General features: G+C 70.5%; 12 protein-coding genes and 1 tRNA gene. 8 read left to right on the plus strand and 5 right to left on the minus strand.

What is annotated here, in order from left to right:
* Nucleotides 1–243 precede the first annotated feature (243 nt).
* Complete coding sequence (locus ABWK99_RS04475) at nucleotides 244–834, minus strand: acetate uptake transporter (protein WP_372593498.1); 591 nt, start codon at nucleotides 832–834, stop codon at nucleotides 244–246.
* Between the two features lie 291 nt (nucleotides 835–1,125).
* A complete protein-coding gene (locus tag ABWK99_RS04480) occupies nucleotides 1,126–3,408 on the minus strand; it encodes a glycoside hydrolase family 3 N-terminal domain-containing protein (RefSeq protein ID WP_372593499.1) in 2,283 nt (760 codons plus the stop codon).
* A gap of 397 nt (nucleotides 3,409–3,805) precedes the next feature.
* Here ABWK99_RS04480 and ABWK99_RS04485 point away from each other — a divergent pair, with 397 nt between their 5' ends.
* From ABWK99_RS04485 to ABWK99_RS04495, 3 genes are all read left to right on the plus strand, one after another.
* Nucleotides 3,806–5,032 carry an ROK family protein gene (locus ABWK99_RS04485; protein ID WP_372593500.1) on the plus strand — a complete coding sequence of 409 codons (1,227 nt, stop codon included), beginning with the start codon at nucleotides 3,806–3,808 and terminating at the stop codon, nucleotides 5,030–5,032.
* Nucleotides 5,033–5,157: 125 nt separating this feature from the next.
* Nucleotides 5,158–5,949, plus strand: coding sequence for a transglutaminase family protein (locus ABWK99_RS04490; RefSeq protein WP_372593501.1), 792 nt, complete (start codon nucleotides 5,158–5,160; stop codon nucleotides 5,947–5,949).
* Between the two features lie 159 nt (nucleotides 5,950–6,108).
* Nucleotides 6,109–7,338 (plus strand): arginine deiminase, encoded by a 1,230-nt coding sequence (locus ABWK99_RS04495; RefSeq protein WP_372593502.1) that lies wholly within the window; start codon nucleotides 6,109–6,111, stop codon nucleotides 7,336–7,338.
* Nucleotides 7,339–7,826: 488 nt separating this feature from the next.
* Here the strand turns inward: ABWK99_RS04495 and ABWK99_RS04500 are convergent, their stop codons facing one another.
* Nucleotides 7,827–8,753, minus strand: coding sequence for a helix-turn-helix domain-containing protein (locus ABWK99_RS04500; RefSeq protein WP_372593503.1), 927 nt, complete (start codon nucleotides 8,751–8,753; stop codon nucleotides 7,827–7,829).
* Between the two features lie 35 nt (nucleotides 8,754–8,788).
* Between ABWK99_RS04500 and ABWK99_RS04505 the strand changes: the two genes are divergently transcribed.
* The 5 genes from ABWK99_RS04505 (at nucleotide 8,789) to ABWK99_RS04525 (ending at nucleotide 16,898) form a co-directional block, all read left to right on the plus strand.
* The gene (locus tag ABWK99_RS04505) at nucleotides 8,789–12,172 is read left to right on the plus strand and encodes a DUF5107 domain-containing protein (protein ID WP_372593504.1); all 3,384 of its coding nucleotides are present in this window, start codon (nucleotides 8,789–8,791) and stop codon (nucleotides 12,170–12,172) included.
* A 94-nt stretch (nucleotides 12,173–12,266) separates the two neighbouring features.
* Nucleotides 12,267–13,307, plus strand: a complete 1,041-nt coding sequence (locus tag ABWK99_RS04510; protein ID WP_372593505.1) for a substrate-binding domain-containing protein — start codon at nucleotides 12,267–12,269, stop codon at nucleotides 13,305–13,307.
* A 77-nt stretch (nucleotides 13,308–13,384) separates the two neighbouring features.
* A complete protein-coding gene (locus ABWK99_RS04515; RefSeq protein ID WP_372593506.1) occupies nucleotides 13,385–14,917 on the plus strand; it encodes a sugar ABC transporter ATP-binding protein in 1,533 nt (510 codons plus the stop codon).
* On the plus strand, nucleotides 14,914–15,945 hold the full coding sequence (locus tag ABWK99_RS04520; protein WP_372593507.1) for an ABC transporter permease: 1,032 nt from the start codon (nucleotides 14,914–14,916) through the stop codon (nucleotides 15,943–15,945). The genes ABWK99_RS04515 and ABWK99_RS04520 overlap by 4 nt, the downstream gene beginning before the upstream one ends.
* Nucleotides 15,942–16,898: an aldose 1-epimerase family protein gene (locus ABWK99_RS04525; protein WP_372593508.1), complete on the plus strand. Its 957-nt coding sequence runs from the start codon at nucleotides 15,942–15,944 to the stop codon at nucleotides 16,896–16,898. The genes ABWK99_RS04520 and ABWK99_RS04525 overlap by 4 nt, the downstream gene beginning before the upstream one ends.
* A gap of 138 nt (nucleotides 16,899–17,036) precedes the next feature.
* Here the strand turns inward: ABWK99_RS04525 and ABWK99_RS04530 are convergent.
* Nucleotides 17,037–17,108: transfer RNA gene (locus ABWK99_RS04530), tRNA-Lys, on the minus strand.
* A 130-nt stretch (nucleotides 17,109–17,238) separates the two neighbouring features.
* Nucleotides 17,239–17,534 (minus strand): glycosyl hydrolase family 65 protein (locus ABWK99_RS04535; RefSeq protein WP_372593509.1); only part of this gene is annotated, 296 nt, incomplete at its 5' end.

The raw sequence follows: 17,534 nt of genomic DNA on the forward strand, positions 1-17,534 counted from the left end.
GACGATGTCGCACCGGGTGCGACGAGACGGGTCTTCGAGGCCGCGGACGCCGCGCTGCGAGAGGCCAAGAGCTCCGGGCGGAACTGCGTCGTCACGGTGCCGGTCGCCTGAGGGGTGCCGGTCGCCTGAGGGGTGCCGGTCGCCTGAGGGGTGCCGGTCGCCTGAGGGCTGCCGGGTGCCCGAGGGGCGCCGGGTGCCTGAGGGGCGCTGGGTGCCCCGAGGGGCCAGGGCGACGCCCCTGGGTCAGGCCTCCACGCGCCGGGCCGTCCCGAGCGGCAGGGCCTCACGTCCGAGCTCGCCGTTGACGAGCTGGGCGAGCCCCCCGTACAGGGCGAGGAGCCCGCAGAGGATGCCCTCCCAGCCGGCGAGGGTCGTGATGGCCGCGGATCCGGTGAAGTCCCCCAGCGCGAGCAGCGCGAAGAGCACGGTCAGGGTGAGGAACACCGCCTGGGTGATCCGGTTGTGCCTCAAGGTGATGACGAACATGCCGAGCGTGAACACCGCCCAGAGCAGCAGGTAGAAGCCCATGCTCGTCGGGTCCGCAGCCCCGACGGCCGACTCGACCGGGTTGACGACGATCACGACCAGCGACCACCAGAAGAGCCCGTAGGCGGTGAACGCCGTCGCGCCGAAGGCGTTGCCGACCCGGAACTCCATCAGCCCCGCGATGATCTGGGCCAGCCCGCCGAGGGCCAGGCCCATGGCGACGATGACCACGGACATCGGCAGGATGCCCGCGTTGTGCAGGTTGAGCAGGACGGTGGTCATCCCGAAGCCCACGAGGCCCAACGGTGCGGGGTTGGCGATCGGGGCACTCGGCGCGTGAGTCGACATGGGTCCGTCCTGGTTCGGGGTTCGGGCAGGTGACAGTGTCGCGTACCCAGGCAGGGGCGTGACCGGGACTGCCGGGTCCGTGAAGGGATTGACTCGGGCCGTCGCCGAGGTCCAGCCTGCACCTGACACGGATGCGGAGCGGCGATCGCCGGTCCGATGAGGACCCCCGACCCACCCGCCGGGCTGTGCCGCGCCGGGCCGCGGCCAGCCACTCCGGCCTTCTTCCCCATGCCGCCGGGCCATCACGCGCGGCGGTGGGTTCGAGGTGTGGGTCGTCGGGAGGGGGCGGAGCTACGCCGTGATCTCGAAGGCGGCCGTGAGCAGGTCCCGCGGGCGCGAGCTCGGCCCGACGAGGAGCTCGAAGGCCCCGGGCTCGACGACACGGCGCCCGGCGGAGGTGACGATCGAGCACGAGGCGGCGGGCACCTCGAGGGTGACCGTCACGGCCTGGCCGGGTGCGACCTCGGCCTGGAGCCACGCCTTGAGCTCCTTGTCCGCCCAGGTCGCGCTGGTGACGAGGTCGCTGATGTAGGCCTGGACCGTCTCGAGCGCCGGGCGGGTCCCCGTGTTCGTCAGGGTGACCTCGGCGCGGACGACCCCGTCCGGCGCGACGACCTCGTCCTGCACGCGCAGGCCGCTGTACTCGACGCGCGTGTAGGAGAGTCCTTCGCCGAAGACGAACTGAGGGTCCTGCGGCAGGTCGGCGTACCGTTCGCCGTGCTGGCCACGGACCTGGTTGTAGAAGACCGGCTGCTGGCCCACGTGCCGGGGGATCGACAGCGGCAGGCGTCCGGAGGGCTCGACGAGACCCAGGACCACCTCGGCCACGGCCTGACCGCCGCGCATCCCGGGGTTGAACGCCTCGATGATCGCCGCCGCCTTCATGGCCGAGGGCGGGAGGGTCGAGGGCTTGCCCTGGACGAGCACGAGGACGACCGGGGTGTCGGTCGCGACGAGGGCGTCGAGCAGGGCGATCTGGGCGCCCTGGAGCTCGAGGGTGGCCGTCGAACGCGTCTCACCGGTCAGGGCGATCGTGTCGCCGAGGACGGCGACCACCCAGTCCGCCGCCTCCGCGGCGGCGACAGCCTCGGCCAGCATCGCGGGGTCGACAGGAGCGGGCGAGGAGACGGGCGCGCGCGGGCCGCCGTCCTGCCAGAACTCGCCGGCCGGGTCGGGCACCAGGACCTCGATGTCGGCGCCGCGCGCGTGCGTGACGGTCCAGCTCTCGGGGGCGACGGCGCGGAACCCGTCGAGCACCGTCTGCACGGTCTCCCGGGGGTGCCCGTCGGGCATCCACGCGACCTGCCCGGACGAGCCTGCCCAGTCGCCGAGCGTCACGTGCGGGTCGTCGGCGTTCGGCCCGACCACCGCGATCGTGCGGGCCGGGCCGCTCGCGACGGCGCGGCCGTCGGTGCCGGCCTCGAGCCCACCGGCGAGGGGCAGCGTCCCGTCGTTGGTCAGCAGCACCGCCGAACGCCGGGCGAGCTCGAGGTTGAGCGCGCGGTGCTCGGCGCAACCGATCACCTCGGCCTGCCGGGCCTCGTCCGGGCCCCGCGGGTTCTCGAAGAGACCCAGCTCGAACTTGAGCCGCAGGATGCGCCGCACGGCCGCGTCGAGCTCGGCCTCGGCGAGCCGGCCGGTCGCGACGGCCTGCTGCGCACCCTCGAAGAACTCGGGCGTCGTCATGACCAGGTCGTTCCCTGCCCGGACGGCGACAGCGGCCGCCTCGACGTGGTCGGCGCAGACCTTCTGCTCCCAGACCATCCGCCCGACGTTGTCCCAGTCGGTGATGAGCGTCCCGGTGAAGCCCCACTCGCCCTTGAGGACGTCGGACAGCAGCCACTGGTTCGCGGTGGTCGGCACGCCGTCCATCGACTGGTAGCCGAGCATGAAGGTGCGGCAACCCTCGCGCACGGCACGCTCGAAGGGCGGCAGGAACCATGAGCGCAGCTTGCGGGGGCTGAGGTCGGACTCGCTCGCGTCGCGGCCGCCCTGGGTCTCGGAGTACCCGGCGAAGTGCTTCGCGCAGGCAAGGACCGCCGTGGGGTCGTCGAGGCCCTCGCCCTGGTAGCCACGGATCATGGCCGCGCCCAGCTCGCCGATGAGGGTCGGGTCCTCGCCGAAGGTCTCGTCCACCCGGCCCCAGCGCAGGTCACGGGTGATGCAGAGCACGGGGGAGAAGGTCCAGTGGATCCCGGTCGCGGCGATCTCCACCGCTGCCGCGCGTGCGGCCCGCTCCACCAGCTCGGCGTCCCAGGAGCAGGCCATGGCCAGCTGGGTCCCGAAGATCGTCGCTCCCGGCCAGAAGGAGTGGCCGTGGATGCAGTCGTCCGCCGTCAGCAGCGGGATGCCCAGCCGGGTGCCGGCGGCCAGGTCGATGGCCTCGCCCATCCGACCGCCGATGTGCAGGAGCGAGCCGACGAGCTGTCCGGAGATGAGGGCGGGCAGGTCGGCGCGGTTCGCGTCGAGCTGCATCATCTGCCCGACCTTCTCCGCCACCGTCATCCGGCCGACCAGGTCGTCCAGTCGGACCTCGATCGGCAACGATGCATCCTGGTACGGCTCCGGGCTCATGGCTGGTCTCCCTCACTCGGTGGCCCTGCGCATCCTTCGCGACCCTGGTGGGTCGCTGGAGGCCCGGCCTGGCTGGCACGGTGCGGACTCTCCTCGTCGACGCGGGAGTGACGACTCCGGCAGCCTTGCCGCCGCCACCCCAGTGTCGGACGTCCTCGAGCCCTGGTCTCGGCATCTATCGGTCCGCCATCGCAACCGGATAGATCTATGGCTGGAATCATTACATGGCGAACGCTCAGGCACAAGGTCCCCGTCGCGTGCTGCCGGCGGGCCGACAGGCCCATGGCGCAGGTGCCGGGTGCCGGCGGCGGTGGCGAGGTTCGACCCCTGTGGCCGGTGCGGCCCACTAGGCTGCGTGCGCCGGATACCCGTCCATGTCCCGAGGGAGGTCGTGCCCGTGAGCACCGCCGAGGGAGTCGTCGGGGTGCCGCTGCGGCAGCGACGCCACAACCTGGGACGGGTCCTCGAGGTCCTGCGGGAGGCAGAGGGTCCGACGACGGCGTCCGACCTGATCGCCGGTACCGGCCTGTCGCGGCAGAGCGTGCACGCGTTGTGCGACGAGCTCATCACCCTCGGTCTGGTGATCGAGCAGGAGCCCACGGCGCCGCGGTCGGCGACGGGGGTGGGGCGGCGCTCGCGGACCTTCGCGTTCAACGGACGTGCAGGCTTCGTCGTCGGCGTCGATCTCGGGCCCGAGTGGATCGTCGCCCAGCTCTGCGACCTGCGGGGGGACGTCGTCGCCTCCGCCTCGGTGGAGAGCCCTGGCCCTGCTCGCCCGGTCGAGGAGCTCGTCCACGACGCACAGCGGATCATCGACGACCTGGTGATCGAGGCGGGGGTCGATCCCGGACTCGTCGGGACCGTGGCCGTCGGGGTCCCGGCGCCTGTCGACCGTGCGGGCGTCGCCGGCAGTGCCACCCGGGTGCCCGGCCTCCCGGGGACGAACGTGATCGAGGCGTTCGGCTCCGGGCGGAGCTGGTCGGTGCTCGCCGACAACGACGCCAACCTCGCCGTCGTCGGCGAACGGTGGCGCGGCGTCGCCCAGGGGGCCGACGGTGTGATCCTCCTGCTCGTCGAGGAGCGGCTCGGGGCGGGGATCATCGACGAGGGTCGCATCATCCGGGGCGGCTCGGGTTTCGCCGGCCAGCTGGAGTTCATGACCCTCCTCGCAGGCGTGCGGGGGACGCGCGGGGTCGTGCCCCTCGTCGAGAGGCTCCTCGAGGAGGTCGGCGATGCGGACCGGGCGAGGATCGCGCCGGCGCCGTCCGACGACGACCTCGCGACCTCACCCGAGCGAGGCCGTCGCGCGCGGGTGGCCGACGCCGTCTTCGTCGCCGCCGGCGACGGTGACCCGGTGGCCCAGGGGATCGTCGACGCCGTGGCGGACCGGCTGTCGCGGGTGATCGCCGTCGTGGCCACGATGCTCGACCCGGAGATCGTCGTGCTGGCCTGTGACGTGCCGCGCGACGCCGAGGCGCTCCTCGAGCCCGTCCGGCTCCGGCTGGCGCCGCTCATGCAGAGCGAACCGCCGAGGCTCGTGCGCTCCGCTCTCGGGAGCCAGGCGGTCGCCACGGGCGCGGTGCGCTACGCGCTCGACCGCGCGCACCAGCGACTTCTGCCCTGAGCGCGCCCTGACTGCCCCCTGACCCGCCCGGACGCCTCGGTGGCCTCCATCGCGAAGTCCGCCGGGTGCGGAGCCGCCCGCTCCGCCGCCCGCAGGCCGAGGGCGCCGTGGCAGGCTTGCGCACCATGGAGCGAGCGGTAGCAGCACACCTCACGGGGCGGGTCGGTGAGTCCGCCGAGGTGGTGCTCGCCGTCACAGTGGCCCACGGTCCGCAGCTGAGCGAGGAGCTCAGGGTCACCGTCGACGGCCGTCCGGTCGAGGTGACGGAGATCTCCGCCGATGCCGGCACCCGGCTGCACGTGTGCCGGCTCCCGGTGGGCGACCTCCAGGTCGACTACAGCGCAACGGTTCGTGGTGCAGCGCCCGTCGAGCCGGTGTCTGCCCTGGATCGGATCACCTACACCCGCCCGAGCCGCTACTGCGACTCCGACACCATGGCCGCCGTCGCCCTGGCCGAGTTCGGGTCCCTGGCGGGCAAGCCTCTGCTGGACGCCGTGAGCAGCTGGGTCGGTCGCCAGCTGAGGTACGTCAGCGGCTGGAGCCGACCGACCGACGGCGCGGTCGACACCTTCTTGGCCCGCGCAGGCGTGTGCCGCGACTTCGCCCACCTGGTCGTCACCCTGCTGCGCGCGCGCAACGTTCCCGCCCGGGTGGCAGCGGTCTACGCTCCGGGGCTGAGCCCGATGGACTTCCACGCCGTGGCCGAGGCCTTCCTGGACGGTGCGTGGTTCGTGGTCGATGCCACCACGCTGGCACCGCGGTCGAGCATGCTGCGCATCGCCACCGGCCGCGACGCGGCGGACACCGCCTTCATGACCACCCTGAGCGGGGTGGCCAACCTGACCGACCTCTCGGTCGAGGCGGTGGTCGACTCCCTGCCGGACGACGATCTCACCGAGCTGGTTCAGCTGACCTGACGCGTCCGGACCCCCGACCCGACCGGATCGCGACACAGGTCGTGCCCACGTCCTGCTCCACCTCGTGCAGGACGCTACGGTTTCGGCTACTGCGGGACGTGCTCATCGGCTCGGCGATCCGATCAACGCCCCGGGCCGAGGACCGAAGGGAACACGCGCATGGGCTTCCAGGTCGATTCCGAGGTCGGGGCCTTGCGCCAGGTGATCGTCCACCGACCCGGGCTGGAGCTCACCCGGCTCACCCCGGACAACGTCAACGAGCTCCTCTTCGACGACGTGATGTGGGCCGACCGGGCGCGCGAGGAGCACGACGCGTTCGTCGGCCAGCTGCGCGAGCGCGACGTCACCGTGCACTACTTCCACGACCTGCTCGCCACGGCGCTCGACGCCCCGGGGGCCCGACAGTTCCTGTGGGAGCGGCTGACCACGGCAACCCGCTTCGGGCCGGGCCTGGACCGGCCGTTGGAACGACTCGTCGGCCAGACGCCGGCCGACACGCTGTCCTCGCTCCTGGTGGGAGGGGTGCTCAAGCGCGACGTGATGCCGTTCATCCGGACCCCGAGCCTGCTGATGGAGTCCCTCGAGCTGGACGACTTCCTGGTGCCGCCGCTTCCCAACCACCTGTACCAGCGCGACAACTCCGCCTGGATCTACCGCGCGTTGAGCATCAACCCGATGGCGATGGCCGCCCGGACGCGCGAGACGGTCAACTCCCAGGTCGTCTACAACTTCCACCCCATGTTCGCCGACGCCGGGCTCGACATCGTCTACGGCAACGACTCCCTCATGCACGAGCCCGCCACGGTCGAGGGTGGAGACGTGCTGGTGATCGGCAACGGCGTGATCATGGTCGGCATGGGTCAGCGCACGTCGCCGCAAGGCATCGAGACGCTGACCCGCCTGCTGTTCGCCGGTGGCTACGTCCGCCAGGTGATCGTGGTCGAGCTGCCCAAGGCCCGCGCGTTCATGCACCTGGACACGGCGATGACGATGGTCGACCGCGACGCGTTCTCCGTCTACCCGTACCTGCCCGAGGCGTTGCGGTCGTTCACGCTCACCCCCCGCGGTGACGAGGGCGACTACGACATCGAGGAGCACACCGACCTCTTCGCCGAGGTGGCCGAGGCCCTCGGGCTCGACAAGGTCCGCGTCCTGCGCACCCCGATCGATCGGGCCGGAGCCCAGCGCGAGCAGTGGGACGACGGGAACAACTACCTGGCGGTCTCGCCGGGGGTGGTCCTCGGGTACGAGCGCAACACGATCGCCAACCAGTTCCTGGCGGACGAGGGCATCGAGGTCGTGCCCGTCGTCGGGTCCGAGCTGGGGCGCGGCCGCGGTGGACCGCGGTGCATGTCCTGCCCGATCGAGAGGGACGCCGTCACCGCCTGAGGCTGGGTCTGCGTGGGTGGCGCGGGGTCGGGGAGCCCGATCTCGGGCCGAGGTCAGGGCCGTTCCGGGTCGGGTGGGCAGGTCGAGAGTTGCGGGCTGGCCTGGGAGACAGTGGGCCCTGTGGGATTCGAACCGACAACCTACGGAATAACAGTCCGGGCATCAGCACGGGCCATCGGCGACCATCAAAAACCACGTCTGAACTGCACCTTCGCCTCAGTGCAGACCATCTCGCGTCACGCGCGTTCACGGAGCACATCAGTGACACCCAAGGGACGGCCGGGCAGACCAGCGCAAGGATCCGCGCCAAGGACGCGGCCGAGTGAACCCTCCAGGCACTGGAATACCCCGGGTGGCGGGGCGGAGTGGAGTCCGCCAAGGTGGTGTACCGGTAGCTCGGTGGTCGTGTCGTCGTCGACGACGGCGGGTGACGTCCCGCGGCGCCGGGCGACCCGCAGTGGTTCACAGGTGACGGACAGACCCGGTTGTCAGCCCTTGTCGTGTGACCGGTACTCGGTCGGGCTGATTCCGTGGATCCGGTGGAACTGGCGCGAGAAGTACAGCGGATCGGCGAACCCGACCTGCGACGCGACCGACGCGATCGAGCGGTCGGTCGTGTCGAGGAGCTCGCGGGCGGCACCCATGCGCAGCCGGGTCTGGAACTCGAGCGCGCCGTAGCCGGTGGCCCGACGGAACAGTGCGGAGTAGTGGGAAACGCTGAGCCCGGCCATCCCGGCGAGCTCGGCGAGCGAGACCCGCGTCGAGACGTTCGACCGAAGATGCTCAATGGTCGCCTCGATCGGGTCGGCCTGCTGCCGACTGATCGTCCGCCGGTCCGCTGCGAGTAGCGCCATGGCGTGCCAGGCCGCGCCAGACGAGGCGAGAAGTGTCGCCATCGTCTCGTCGCGCTCCATCCGGCGAATGATCGTGTCGATGAGGGACACTACGCGCGCGGGGTCGCCGAGTCCGAAGACGGGTTGTTCCGGGGTCGCGCCGATGGTGGCCAACAGGTCCGGGACCTGACGCCCCACCAGGTGCATCCACCAGATGGTCCATGGGTCATCTGAGTCAGCTTCATACCGGTGCGGGAGCCCCGCGGGGATGGCCAACGCCTGGCCCGCCCGAACGGAGTGCACGCCGGTGGGCAACGTGCACGTGCCCCGACCGGCGGCGCAGACGATGACGATGTGCTGACCCGCCCCGTTCTTCCGGGCGCGGCCGTGGGACGAGGCCCGGGGGAAGAAGCCCACATCGGTGACGAGAAGCTCGGCCGTCGTGGACGAGGCCATCGCCTTGGAGACAAGAGGACGGGGGAGCACTCGCATCCGCTGCCCAGGGAACCCCTCGGGCCGACGCGGCTGTCCGACGGTCGCGCTGATCATTGATTCGTCCATGTGTCTCGGGAGAATGCCCATTCTGCACGATGCTGCGGCGACCTAGCGTTTCCCGCATGCTCGATGACGAGTCCTACCTCGACCTCCCGCCCGTTCCCGCGCACCTGCAGGGAAGCGGAGTTGCGGCATGGCGCCAGCCGGTCACGATCGACACGTACCTGCCCGAAGCGGCCGACCGGTACCCGGCCTTCCTCGAGAACCGCGTGTACCAGGGCTCGTCCGGACGCGTGTATCCGCTGCCCTTCCACGAGCGGATCAGCTCGACCAAGGCCCCGCGCACGTGGGACGCGATCCACCTCGAGAACCCGTGGATCCGGCTGATGATCCTGCCCGAGCTCGGTGGGCGCATCCACGTCGGGATGGACACGAGCAACGGCTACGACTTCTTCTACCGCAACAACGTCATCAAGCCGGCGCTGGTCGGGCTCGCAGGGCCGTGGCTCTCAGGTGGCGTCGAGTTCAACTGGCCTCAGCACCACCGTCCCGGCACCTTCCTCCCGGTTGAGGCGACCATCGAGCACGAGGCCGACGGGGCCGTGACCGTCTGGTGCTCCGACCACGACCCCTTCGCTCGGATGAAGGGTATGCACGGCATCCGCCTGCGTGCGGACAGCTCGGTCATCGAGCTCCGCGTCCGGCTGTTCAACCGGACCGACGACGTGCAGACCTTCCTGTGGTGGGCCAACGTTGCTGCCGCGGTGAATGACGACTACCAGTCGTTCTTCCCGACGGATGTCCATGCTGTCGCCGACCATGCCAAGCGGGCAGTCACGGCGTTCCCGGCGGCAGACCGCCCGTACTACGGCGTCGACTACCCGATCCGCAAGAATGCCGAGCACCCGGACGGCGACCGCATCGACTGGTACCGCAACATCCCCGTGCCGACCTCGTACATGTGCATCGGTACGCAGGACGACTTCTTCGGTGGCTACGACCACGGCCGGCGCGCCGGCTTCGTGCACTGGGCCGACCACCTGGTCGCGCCGGGAAAGAAGCAGTGGACCTGGGGGAACGGGGCCTTTGGCAGGGCATGGGACGCGAACCTCACCGACACCGACGGGCCGTACGTCGAGCTGATGGCCGGCGTCTTCACGGACAACCAGCCGGACTTCACCTTCCTCGCCCCCGGCGAGACCAAGACGTTCAGCCAGTACTGGTACCCGATCCAGGAGACGGGCCCGGTGCACCAGGCCAACCTCGAGGCCGCCGTGCGTCTCGACGTGAGCCCGCTGGGACGAGGGACGGCCGTGCGGGTCGCGGTGGCCCTGACCCGCAACCGCGCCGGGATCCAGTTGCGGCTGCAGGCGCCCGATGGCATGAGTGTGTGGCAGAACAGCTCGGACGGCGGCCCGGATCAGCCGATCATGCATGAGGTGGTCCTGGCCGACTCCTGGCAACCCGAGGACCTCACCCTGGTCGTCGAGCACGACAGAGAGGTCCTCATCAGTTGGCGCCCCCGCCTCAGCGCCGCGACGGCCATGCCGGAAGCGGCCCAGGAGCCGCCTGCGCCGGAGGCTGTCGACACGGTCGAAGAGCTCTACCTCGTCGGCGTCCATCTTGAGCAGTACCGGCATGCCACGCGCTCGCCCGAGCCGTACTGGCTCGAGGCGTTGCGGCGCGACTCCGGCGACTACCGATCTCACCTCGCCCTGGCAGCACGGCGCTACCGTGCCGCGCAGTACGAGGAGGCAGAAGGGCACCTGCGGGCCGCGCTCGCGCGGCAGACACGACTCAACACCAACCCGGGCGACGGCGAGGCGAGCTTCCGCCTCGGTCAGGTGCTCGCACGGACGGGTCGGCCGGAGGAAGCCTACGAGGCGTGGGGCAAGGCGACCTGGAACCAGGCGTGGCGCGGGCCCGCTCATCTGGCGATGGCACGTCTCGACGCGGCACGGGGCCGCGACTCTGCCGCGCTGGAGCACGCGGATGCGGCGGCTGCCACCGACCCCGACCAGACCCAGGCCCGGGCGGCTCTAGCGGTGCTCCTGCGCAGGGCGGGCCGGGTCGATGAGGCGAACGCGGTCCTCGCGCGTTCCCTCGAGCGCGACCCGCTCGACGTATGGACACGGGACCTCGTGGGTCGCGAGGTCGGTGCTGACGCCCCGACGCTGGTGGATGTGGCCCTGGAGTACGACTCACTCGGGGCGTGGACGGACGCGATCCGTCTGCTCCGGGTTGCCGCCGAGCTCGAGCCGGCACTCGGCCAGGTCGAGGTCCGGCCAATCGTCCACCTGCACGCGGCCCGGATCTTCGAGGCCGCGGGCGAGGCCGAGGCGGCACAGCGCGAGAGGGAGCTCGCCGGTACTGCTCCGGCCACCCACTGCCTCGCGTCACGGCTCGACGACGTCGACATGCTCCGGGCGCACCTGGCCGTTCACCCGGATGACCCGCGGGCCTGGGCGATTCTTGGTCACTGGCTCTACTTCCAGCGCCGCCACCACGACGCCATCGAGGCATGGCGCCGTTCGGCGGCGCTGGACGGCACCGACCCGGTCGTGTGGCGGAATCTCGCGGTCGCGGCGTTCAACGTCCTGGACGACCCCGTCCAGGCACGGGTTCTGTATGAGAAGGCTCGTGCTGTCGCGCCGCAGGACGCACGGCTGGTCTACGAGCTCGACCAGCTCGCCAAACGTTCCGGATCGAGCGCCGAGGCGCGGCTCTCCGTTCTCGAGGCCGAGGCCGCCGCCGTCGCCGCCCGCGACGACCTCAGCGTGGAACTGGCCCAGCTCCTGACGGCAACGGGCAGAGCCGAGGCGGCCCTCGAGATCTTGCGTGGCCGTAGATTCCAGCCATGGGAGGGCGGCGAGGGGCAGGTGCTCTCGGCCTGGGACGAGGCCCTGCTGGCCCTGGCCCGCGGCGCCCTCGAGGCCGGCGACGCCGAACGGGCCGTCAGCCACGTGCAGCTGGCGCTCGCACCGGTCCCGAGCCTGGGGGAAGCGCGGCACCTGCTCGCCAACTGCTCGCACCTCCACCTGCTTCTGGGCGATGCCCTGGACGCTGCGGGGGACGCGGAGGCCGCTCGTGAGGCGTGGTCCCTGGCTGCGAGATCTGCCGGCGACTTCCAGGGAATGGCGCCCGTGGCCTTCTCGGAGATGACCTACTACTCGGTGCTCGCCTCGCGTCGGGTCGGCGACCACGCACGGGAGCAGGCGCTCATCGCCGGTCTGGAGGACCACGCCCGGTCGCTGCGTGGCGCGACCGCAGGAGTGGACTACTTCGCGACCTCGCTGCCCAGGCTCCTCCTCTTCGAGGACGACCTCGGCGCGGTGCAGGCGACCACGGCGACCCTCCTCGACGCCCAGGTGCTCGCGCTGCGCGGCGAGCCTGCAGCCGCAAGGGAGCTCGTCGACGAGGTCCTCCTCCGCGAGCCCAGTCGCCTGCGGGCCCTCGACCTGCGGCGCGAGCTCGTGGCTGTCCCAGTGAGTGGGGCGAGGCGATGACCGGCGGTCCGCGGACCGCGCCGTCCGCACCGACCCTTCCCGACCGTTCGACGACGTCCGTCCGATCAACACCCCCGCAACAGAGAGAATGGCGATGACGATGAAGACATCCCACACCAACCGATGGGTCGCCGCCGGCGCGGCGACCGCCCTCATGCTCGCACTGAGCGCCTGCAGCTCCGGCATGGAGGAGGAGGCGGCCCCCTCGGCTGCTGCTTCCGGCGCGGCTGCGACTGGCCCGATCGAGATCGTCTACATGCAGAAGCAGGGCGACCAGCAGTACTTCGTCGACGAGGCCGACGGCGCCAAGGCGGCCGCCGAGGAGCTCGGCGATGTCACGGTGACGGTGGTCAACCTCGGCACCGACGCCAACAAGGCGATCAGCGAACTCGACGCCGCCATCGCCCGCAAGGTGGGGGGCATCATCATGGTCGCGCCTGACCAGGCGATCGGTCCGCAGGTCATGAGCGCGGCCGCTGCGGCAGGCATCCCGCTCTTGGCGTCCGACGACGGCCTCACGTCCGCCGACGGCACCGCGGCACCGTTCGTCGGGTTCAACGGCACAGCGATGGGCAACGCCATCGGCGACAAGGCTGCCGAGCTCTACACCCAGGCGGGCTGGACCGCGGACAACACCAAGATCATCGCCGTGGGCAAGGAGGACCTCTCGGTCTGCGTGCAGCGCCTGGATGGTGCCGCCGACTCCTTCTCGAAGGGCGCCTCGGACGCTCCGGAGGTCATCAAGCTCGGGACGGATAACTCCGTCACGGACGCGCTCAACAAGGCCGGCGCCGTGCTGACAGCGCACCAGACCGTCACGAACTGGGTCGTGTGGGGCTGCAACGACGAGTCCGAGACCGGCGTGGTCACGGCACTTCAGAACCAGGGGATCGCGCCGGCGAACATCATCGGCGTCGGCCTCGGCGCGTACCTCACGTGCAAGGACTGGGCTGCCGGCCAGGACACGGGCAACAAGGCGGCGCTGTTCATCTCCGGCTTCGACGTCGGCAGCGCCGCGCTCAAGGCCATGGTCGCCCAGGTCCGTGACGGTGTAGCCCTCCCGGCAGAGACGATCGCGGACACTCACATGGTCGACTCGACGAACTGGGAGTCCGAAGGCGTCGTCTGCACCTGACGTCCGGGTGAGGGGCGGTTCCATCTCCTCGTGGCGCCGTCCCTCACCACCCACCTCCGTCCCCTCAGGGAGCAGCAATGACGCCGACCTCCATCCATGCCCGGGCCGATCTGCACGCCCGAGGAATCGTCAAGAACTTCGGCAGCGTCCGGGCGCTGGCTGGCGTCGACCTCTTCCTGCCCGCCGGCCAGGTGACCGCCTTGATGGGTGAGAACGGTGCGGGTAAGTCCACCCTGCTCAAGATCCTCACCGGCGATTACCAGCCCGATGCGGGAACGCTCGAGATCGACGGGCGTCCCGTGAGCTTTGCGACGCCGATCGACTCGCGAGCAGCGGGCGTTCGGGTGATCGCCCAGGAGCCGGAGATCGTCCCGTTCGTCAGCGTCGCGGAGAACATCTATGTCGGTGCGCTCCACTCCCGTGCCGGCTTCGTCTCGCAGCGCGACCTTCAGGAACGTGCCGCGGCGGACCTGGCCCGGTTCGGCTTCGAGCGATTCCTCGACCCGACCACTCGTGGGATCGACCTGTCGCCGGCCCAGCGCCAGATGGTCGAGATCGTTCGGGCCCTCATCGACGACCCGCAGATCGTGTGCTTCGACGAGCCGACGTCCTCGCTCTCGGACACCGAGACTCGGATGCTCTTCGACCTGATCGCGCGGCTGCGAGACGAGGGGCGCGCCGTCGGCTACGTCTCGCACCGGATGCGCGAGATCTTCGACATAGCCGACACCGTGACCGTTCTGCGCGACGGGGCCCTCATCGGCAGTCGTGCCATCGCGGAGACCTCCGTCGGCGAGGTCGTCCGGATGATGGTCGGCCGCGACCTGTCCGCGATGTACGAGCGGAACCGTCAGGAGCCCGGCGAGATTGCTCTGGAGCTGGAGTCGGTCAGCACCGACGATGTCACCGACATCAGCCTCACGGTTCGTCGTGGCGAGGTCGTCGCGCTGGCCGGGCTCGTCGGCGCCGGGCGCACCGAGCTCGCTCTGGCCATCGCGGGTGACCGGCCGATCACCTCCGGGGCTCTGAAGGTGCACGGGTCGGCGCGCCGATTCACCAGCCCCGCCGATGCCATCGCCGCGGGGATCGGGCTCGCCCCCGAGGAGCGCAAGGCGGACGCCCTGATCATGGTGCGGACCGTGCGCGACAACATCGCTTTAGCGGTGCTCGACACGCTGAGCCGATTCGGCTTCGTCAACAGGCGAGAGGAGCGGCAGCTGGCCGAGCGGTACATCGCCGCGCTACGAGTCCGAACGCCGTCCATGAGTCAGCTCGTCGGGAACCTGTCGGGCGGGAACCAGCAGAAGGTCGTTCTCGCGCGCTGGCTCGCACGACAGACCGACATCCTTGTCCTGGACGAACCCACCCGCGGGGTGGACGTCGGGGCGAAGGCCGAGATCTACGCGATCATCGACGACCTCGCAGCCAAGGGCGTAGCGGTGCTGGTGATCTCCTCCGAGCTGCCAGAGGTCCTCGGCCTCGCGGACCGGATCGTCGTCATGCAGGAGGGCCGGGTCACCGGCGAGCTCCACCACGCGAATGCAACAGAGGAGCGCATCCTCACCCTCGCCATCGCCGATCACCTGTCTCCCGAAGGAGCCCGACCGTGACCACCACCACCACCGCGGCACACGCCGTGCCCATCGCTCTAGCCGGGACGCGGGAGCGACCGATCACCCGGGTCTTCCGTGCGATCGGTGTGCAGAACATCAGCCTCATCGCGGCGATCATCGCCCTGGCCGCCGCGATCGGGTCGCAGAACTCGGCCTTCTTCCTCGCGTCCAACATCAAGACCATCGGGATGGCCGTGACGATCTCGGGCCTGCTGGCCTTGGTCCAGACCGTGGTCATCATCATGGGGGGGATCGACCTGTCGGTCGGCTCCGTCGCGGGGCTGGCCTCCGTGACGTCGGCGATGATCTTCATGAACGCCGGCTCGATCGCGAGTGTGCTCGGCGCCCTCGCGATCGGTGCGGTCTGCGGCGTCATCAGCGGCTGTGTCGTGGTCTTCGGTCGGGTGACCCCGATGATCGCGACCCTCGCCGGGCTCATCGCCTTCAAGGGCGTGGCTCAGCTGGTCTCCAACGGCCGTGCGCAGGGGTACACCGGAGCCGACCCGTTCTACGTCTTCCTCGCCCGGGGCACCGTGCTCGGCATGCCGACGCTCATCCTCGTGCTGATCATCGTGGCGATCTTCATCCACGTGATGCTGAGCTACACGAAGGTCGGCCGGAACATCTACGCCGTCGGCGGTAACGACACGGCTGCGCGCCTCTCGGGCATCAACATCAACCGCTACATCCTGGGGGTGTTCGCGTTGGCCGGCACGATCGCTGCACTCGCCGGCATCCTCATCACGGCGCGCACCGGCTCGGGTCAGCCCATCTCGGGCTCCGAAGGTCTGGAGTTCCAGTCCATCACAGCTGCCGCCCTCGGTGGCGTGGCTCTTCGGGGTGGCAAGGGCTCCATCGGAGGGACGATCCTTGCCGTCATCCTCTTGGGGATCCTGCTGAACGGCATGTCGCTCCTCGGCGTGAACCCGTTCTGGCAGAACCTCGCCCAGGGGACGCTCCTCGTCTCGGCGGTCATCATTCAGCAGGTGCGCAACGGGGAGCGGCGGGTCGGGCTACCCAAGTGAGGCTGCCAGGAGCGGCCCGGCGGGGTGCGGACCGGCTGGTCGCTCTCACCTCGCCGAGCGGCAGCCTCCGCGCCACGGTCGATCTGCGCGGCGGCGGGCTCCACAGCCTCACGCTCGACGGTGAGCCGCTGGTCCAGACGTACGACATCGAGGGCCCCGCGCCGATGTGCTCCGGCGCGGTTCTCTTCCCCTGGCCGAACCGAGTTCGCGGAGGCCGGTGGACCCATGGCGGGAAGGATCTCCAGCTCGAGGTCACCGAGCCTGAGTTGAGCAACGCGAACCACGGCCTCGTGCTCGATGCCTCCGTCGTCGTCATGTCGCAGCGGGACGACGCCGTGGTGGTCTCGACTGTCGTCGAGCAGCGAACCGGCTACCCGTTCACGGTCGCACTGGACACCACCTACACGGTTGCGGATGACTCGGCACGTATCGAGCACTCCATCGACAACCGGTCTGCGGTTCCCGCGCCAGTCGCACTCGGCCTCCACCCGTACGTCCGGGTGGGTGAGGTGCCCATCGAACTCCTGCGCTTGACGGTCGACGCCGCGCGTCACCTGCCCGTTGACGGCTCACTCATCCCGGTGCGTGACGAGAGCGTGGTCGGCAACGTAGACCTGCGCGGGGGACCGGTGCTCGGCCGCCGCGAGCTCAACGCATGCCTCCATCAGCTTGCTGTCGTCGACGGTGAGCATCGCCACGTGCTCACCGCGCCGGACGGCCGGTCGGTCCAGGTCTGGACAGATACGTCGTTCGGCTATCTCCAGGTCTACGTGACCGACTGCTTCCCCGACCCAGTGACCGGACCGGCCCGCGCGATTGCCATCGAGCCGATGACGGCCGCGCCGGATGCATTGAACTCTGGGCGCGGCTTGCGGTGGCTCGAGCCCGGCGAGCGGTGGGACGTCTCGTGGGGTCTTCGCGCCGTTGGCTGGGGGAGCGCTGACGCCGTCTGAGGTGGTCGTGCCTGGGGCTGTCCCTGGGCTATCACCGGGCCAAGTGCGGACTGGATGCGGACTAGCAGCCCAGACGAAGGCCGATCCGGGCCTCCGCTGGACGCTCGCGCATGCCTTTGAACTGCACAAACACACGAGTGGGCCCCGTGGGACTCGAACCCACAACCTACGGATTAAAAGTCCGCAGCTCTGCCATTGAGCTAGAGGCCCGGGCGGTGAGGAGCCTGGTCGGGTACGCCCTCGGGACAAGGCTGGGGGCACCCGGCGATCCTCACGCCGAGGACGAGGCTACGCGCTCGCCCCGGGCCCCGCGGCCCCGCCCGCCCGTCCGCCCCAGGCCTCAGCCCCACGGGTCCGCGTCCCCGTCGTCGAGGTCCGCCCGGACCTCCTGGTGCGCCTCGAGCCCGATGGCCACGCTGCCGCCGGCGGGGAGGGTGTGCACGGTCCCGTGGTGGCCGACGCGCACGGCGGGCAGGTGCGAGGGCGGGGCGCTGACAGTCAGGGTCTGCTTCTCGATGTCGACGCTCAGGCGATGGCCACGAAAGTGCAACGGGAAGGCGAGCCGATCGACCTCGGCCGGCAGCGCGGGTTCGAGCCAGATCACGTCGTGGCGGATCGCGATCCCCGCATAGCCGC

It is taken from the genome of Actinotalea sp. (assembly GCF_041597215.1).
Lineage (GTDB): Bacteria > Actinomycetota > Actinomycetes > Actinomycetales > Cellulomonadaceae > Actinotalea.

Coding starts and splice junctions, on each gene's coding strand:
- ABWK99_RS04500 (WP_372593503.1), bottom strand. CDS start 8,753: ATGGGCATTCTCCCGAGACACATGGACGAATCAATGATCAGCGCGACC.
- ABWK99_RS04510 (WP_372593505.1), top strand. CDS start 12,267: ATGACGATGAAGACATCCCACACCAACCGATGGGTCGCCGCCGGCGCG.
- ABWK99_RS04515 (WP_372593506.1), top strand. CDS start 13,385: ATGACGCCGACCTCCATCCATGCCCGGGCCGATCTGCACGCCCGAGGA.
- ABWK99_RS04480 (WP_372593499.1), bottom strand. CDS start 3,408: ATGAGCCCGGAGCCGTACCAGGATGCATCGTTGCCGATCGAGGTCCGA.
- ABWK99_RS04505 (WP_372593504.1), top strand. CDS start 8,789: ATGCTCGATGACGAGTCCTACCTCGACCTCCCGCCCGTTCCCGCGCAC.
- ABWK99_RS04495 (WP_372593502.1), top strand. CDS start 6,109: ATGGGCTTCCAGGTCGATTCCGAGGTCGGGGCCTTGCGCCAGGTGATC.
- ABWK99_RS04475 (WP_372593498.1), bottom strand. CDS start 834: ATGTCGACTCACGCGCCGAGTGCCCCGATCGCCAACCCCGCACCGTTG.
- ABWK99_RS04490 (WP_372593501.1), top strand. CDS start 5,158: ATGGAGCGAGCGGTAGCAGCACACCTCACGGGGCGGGTCGGTGAGTCC.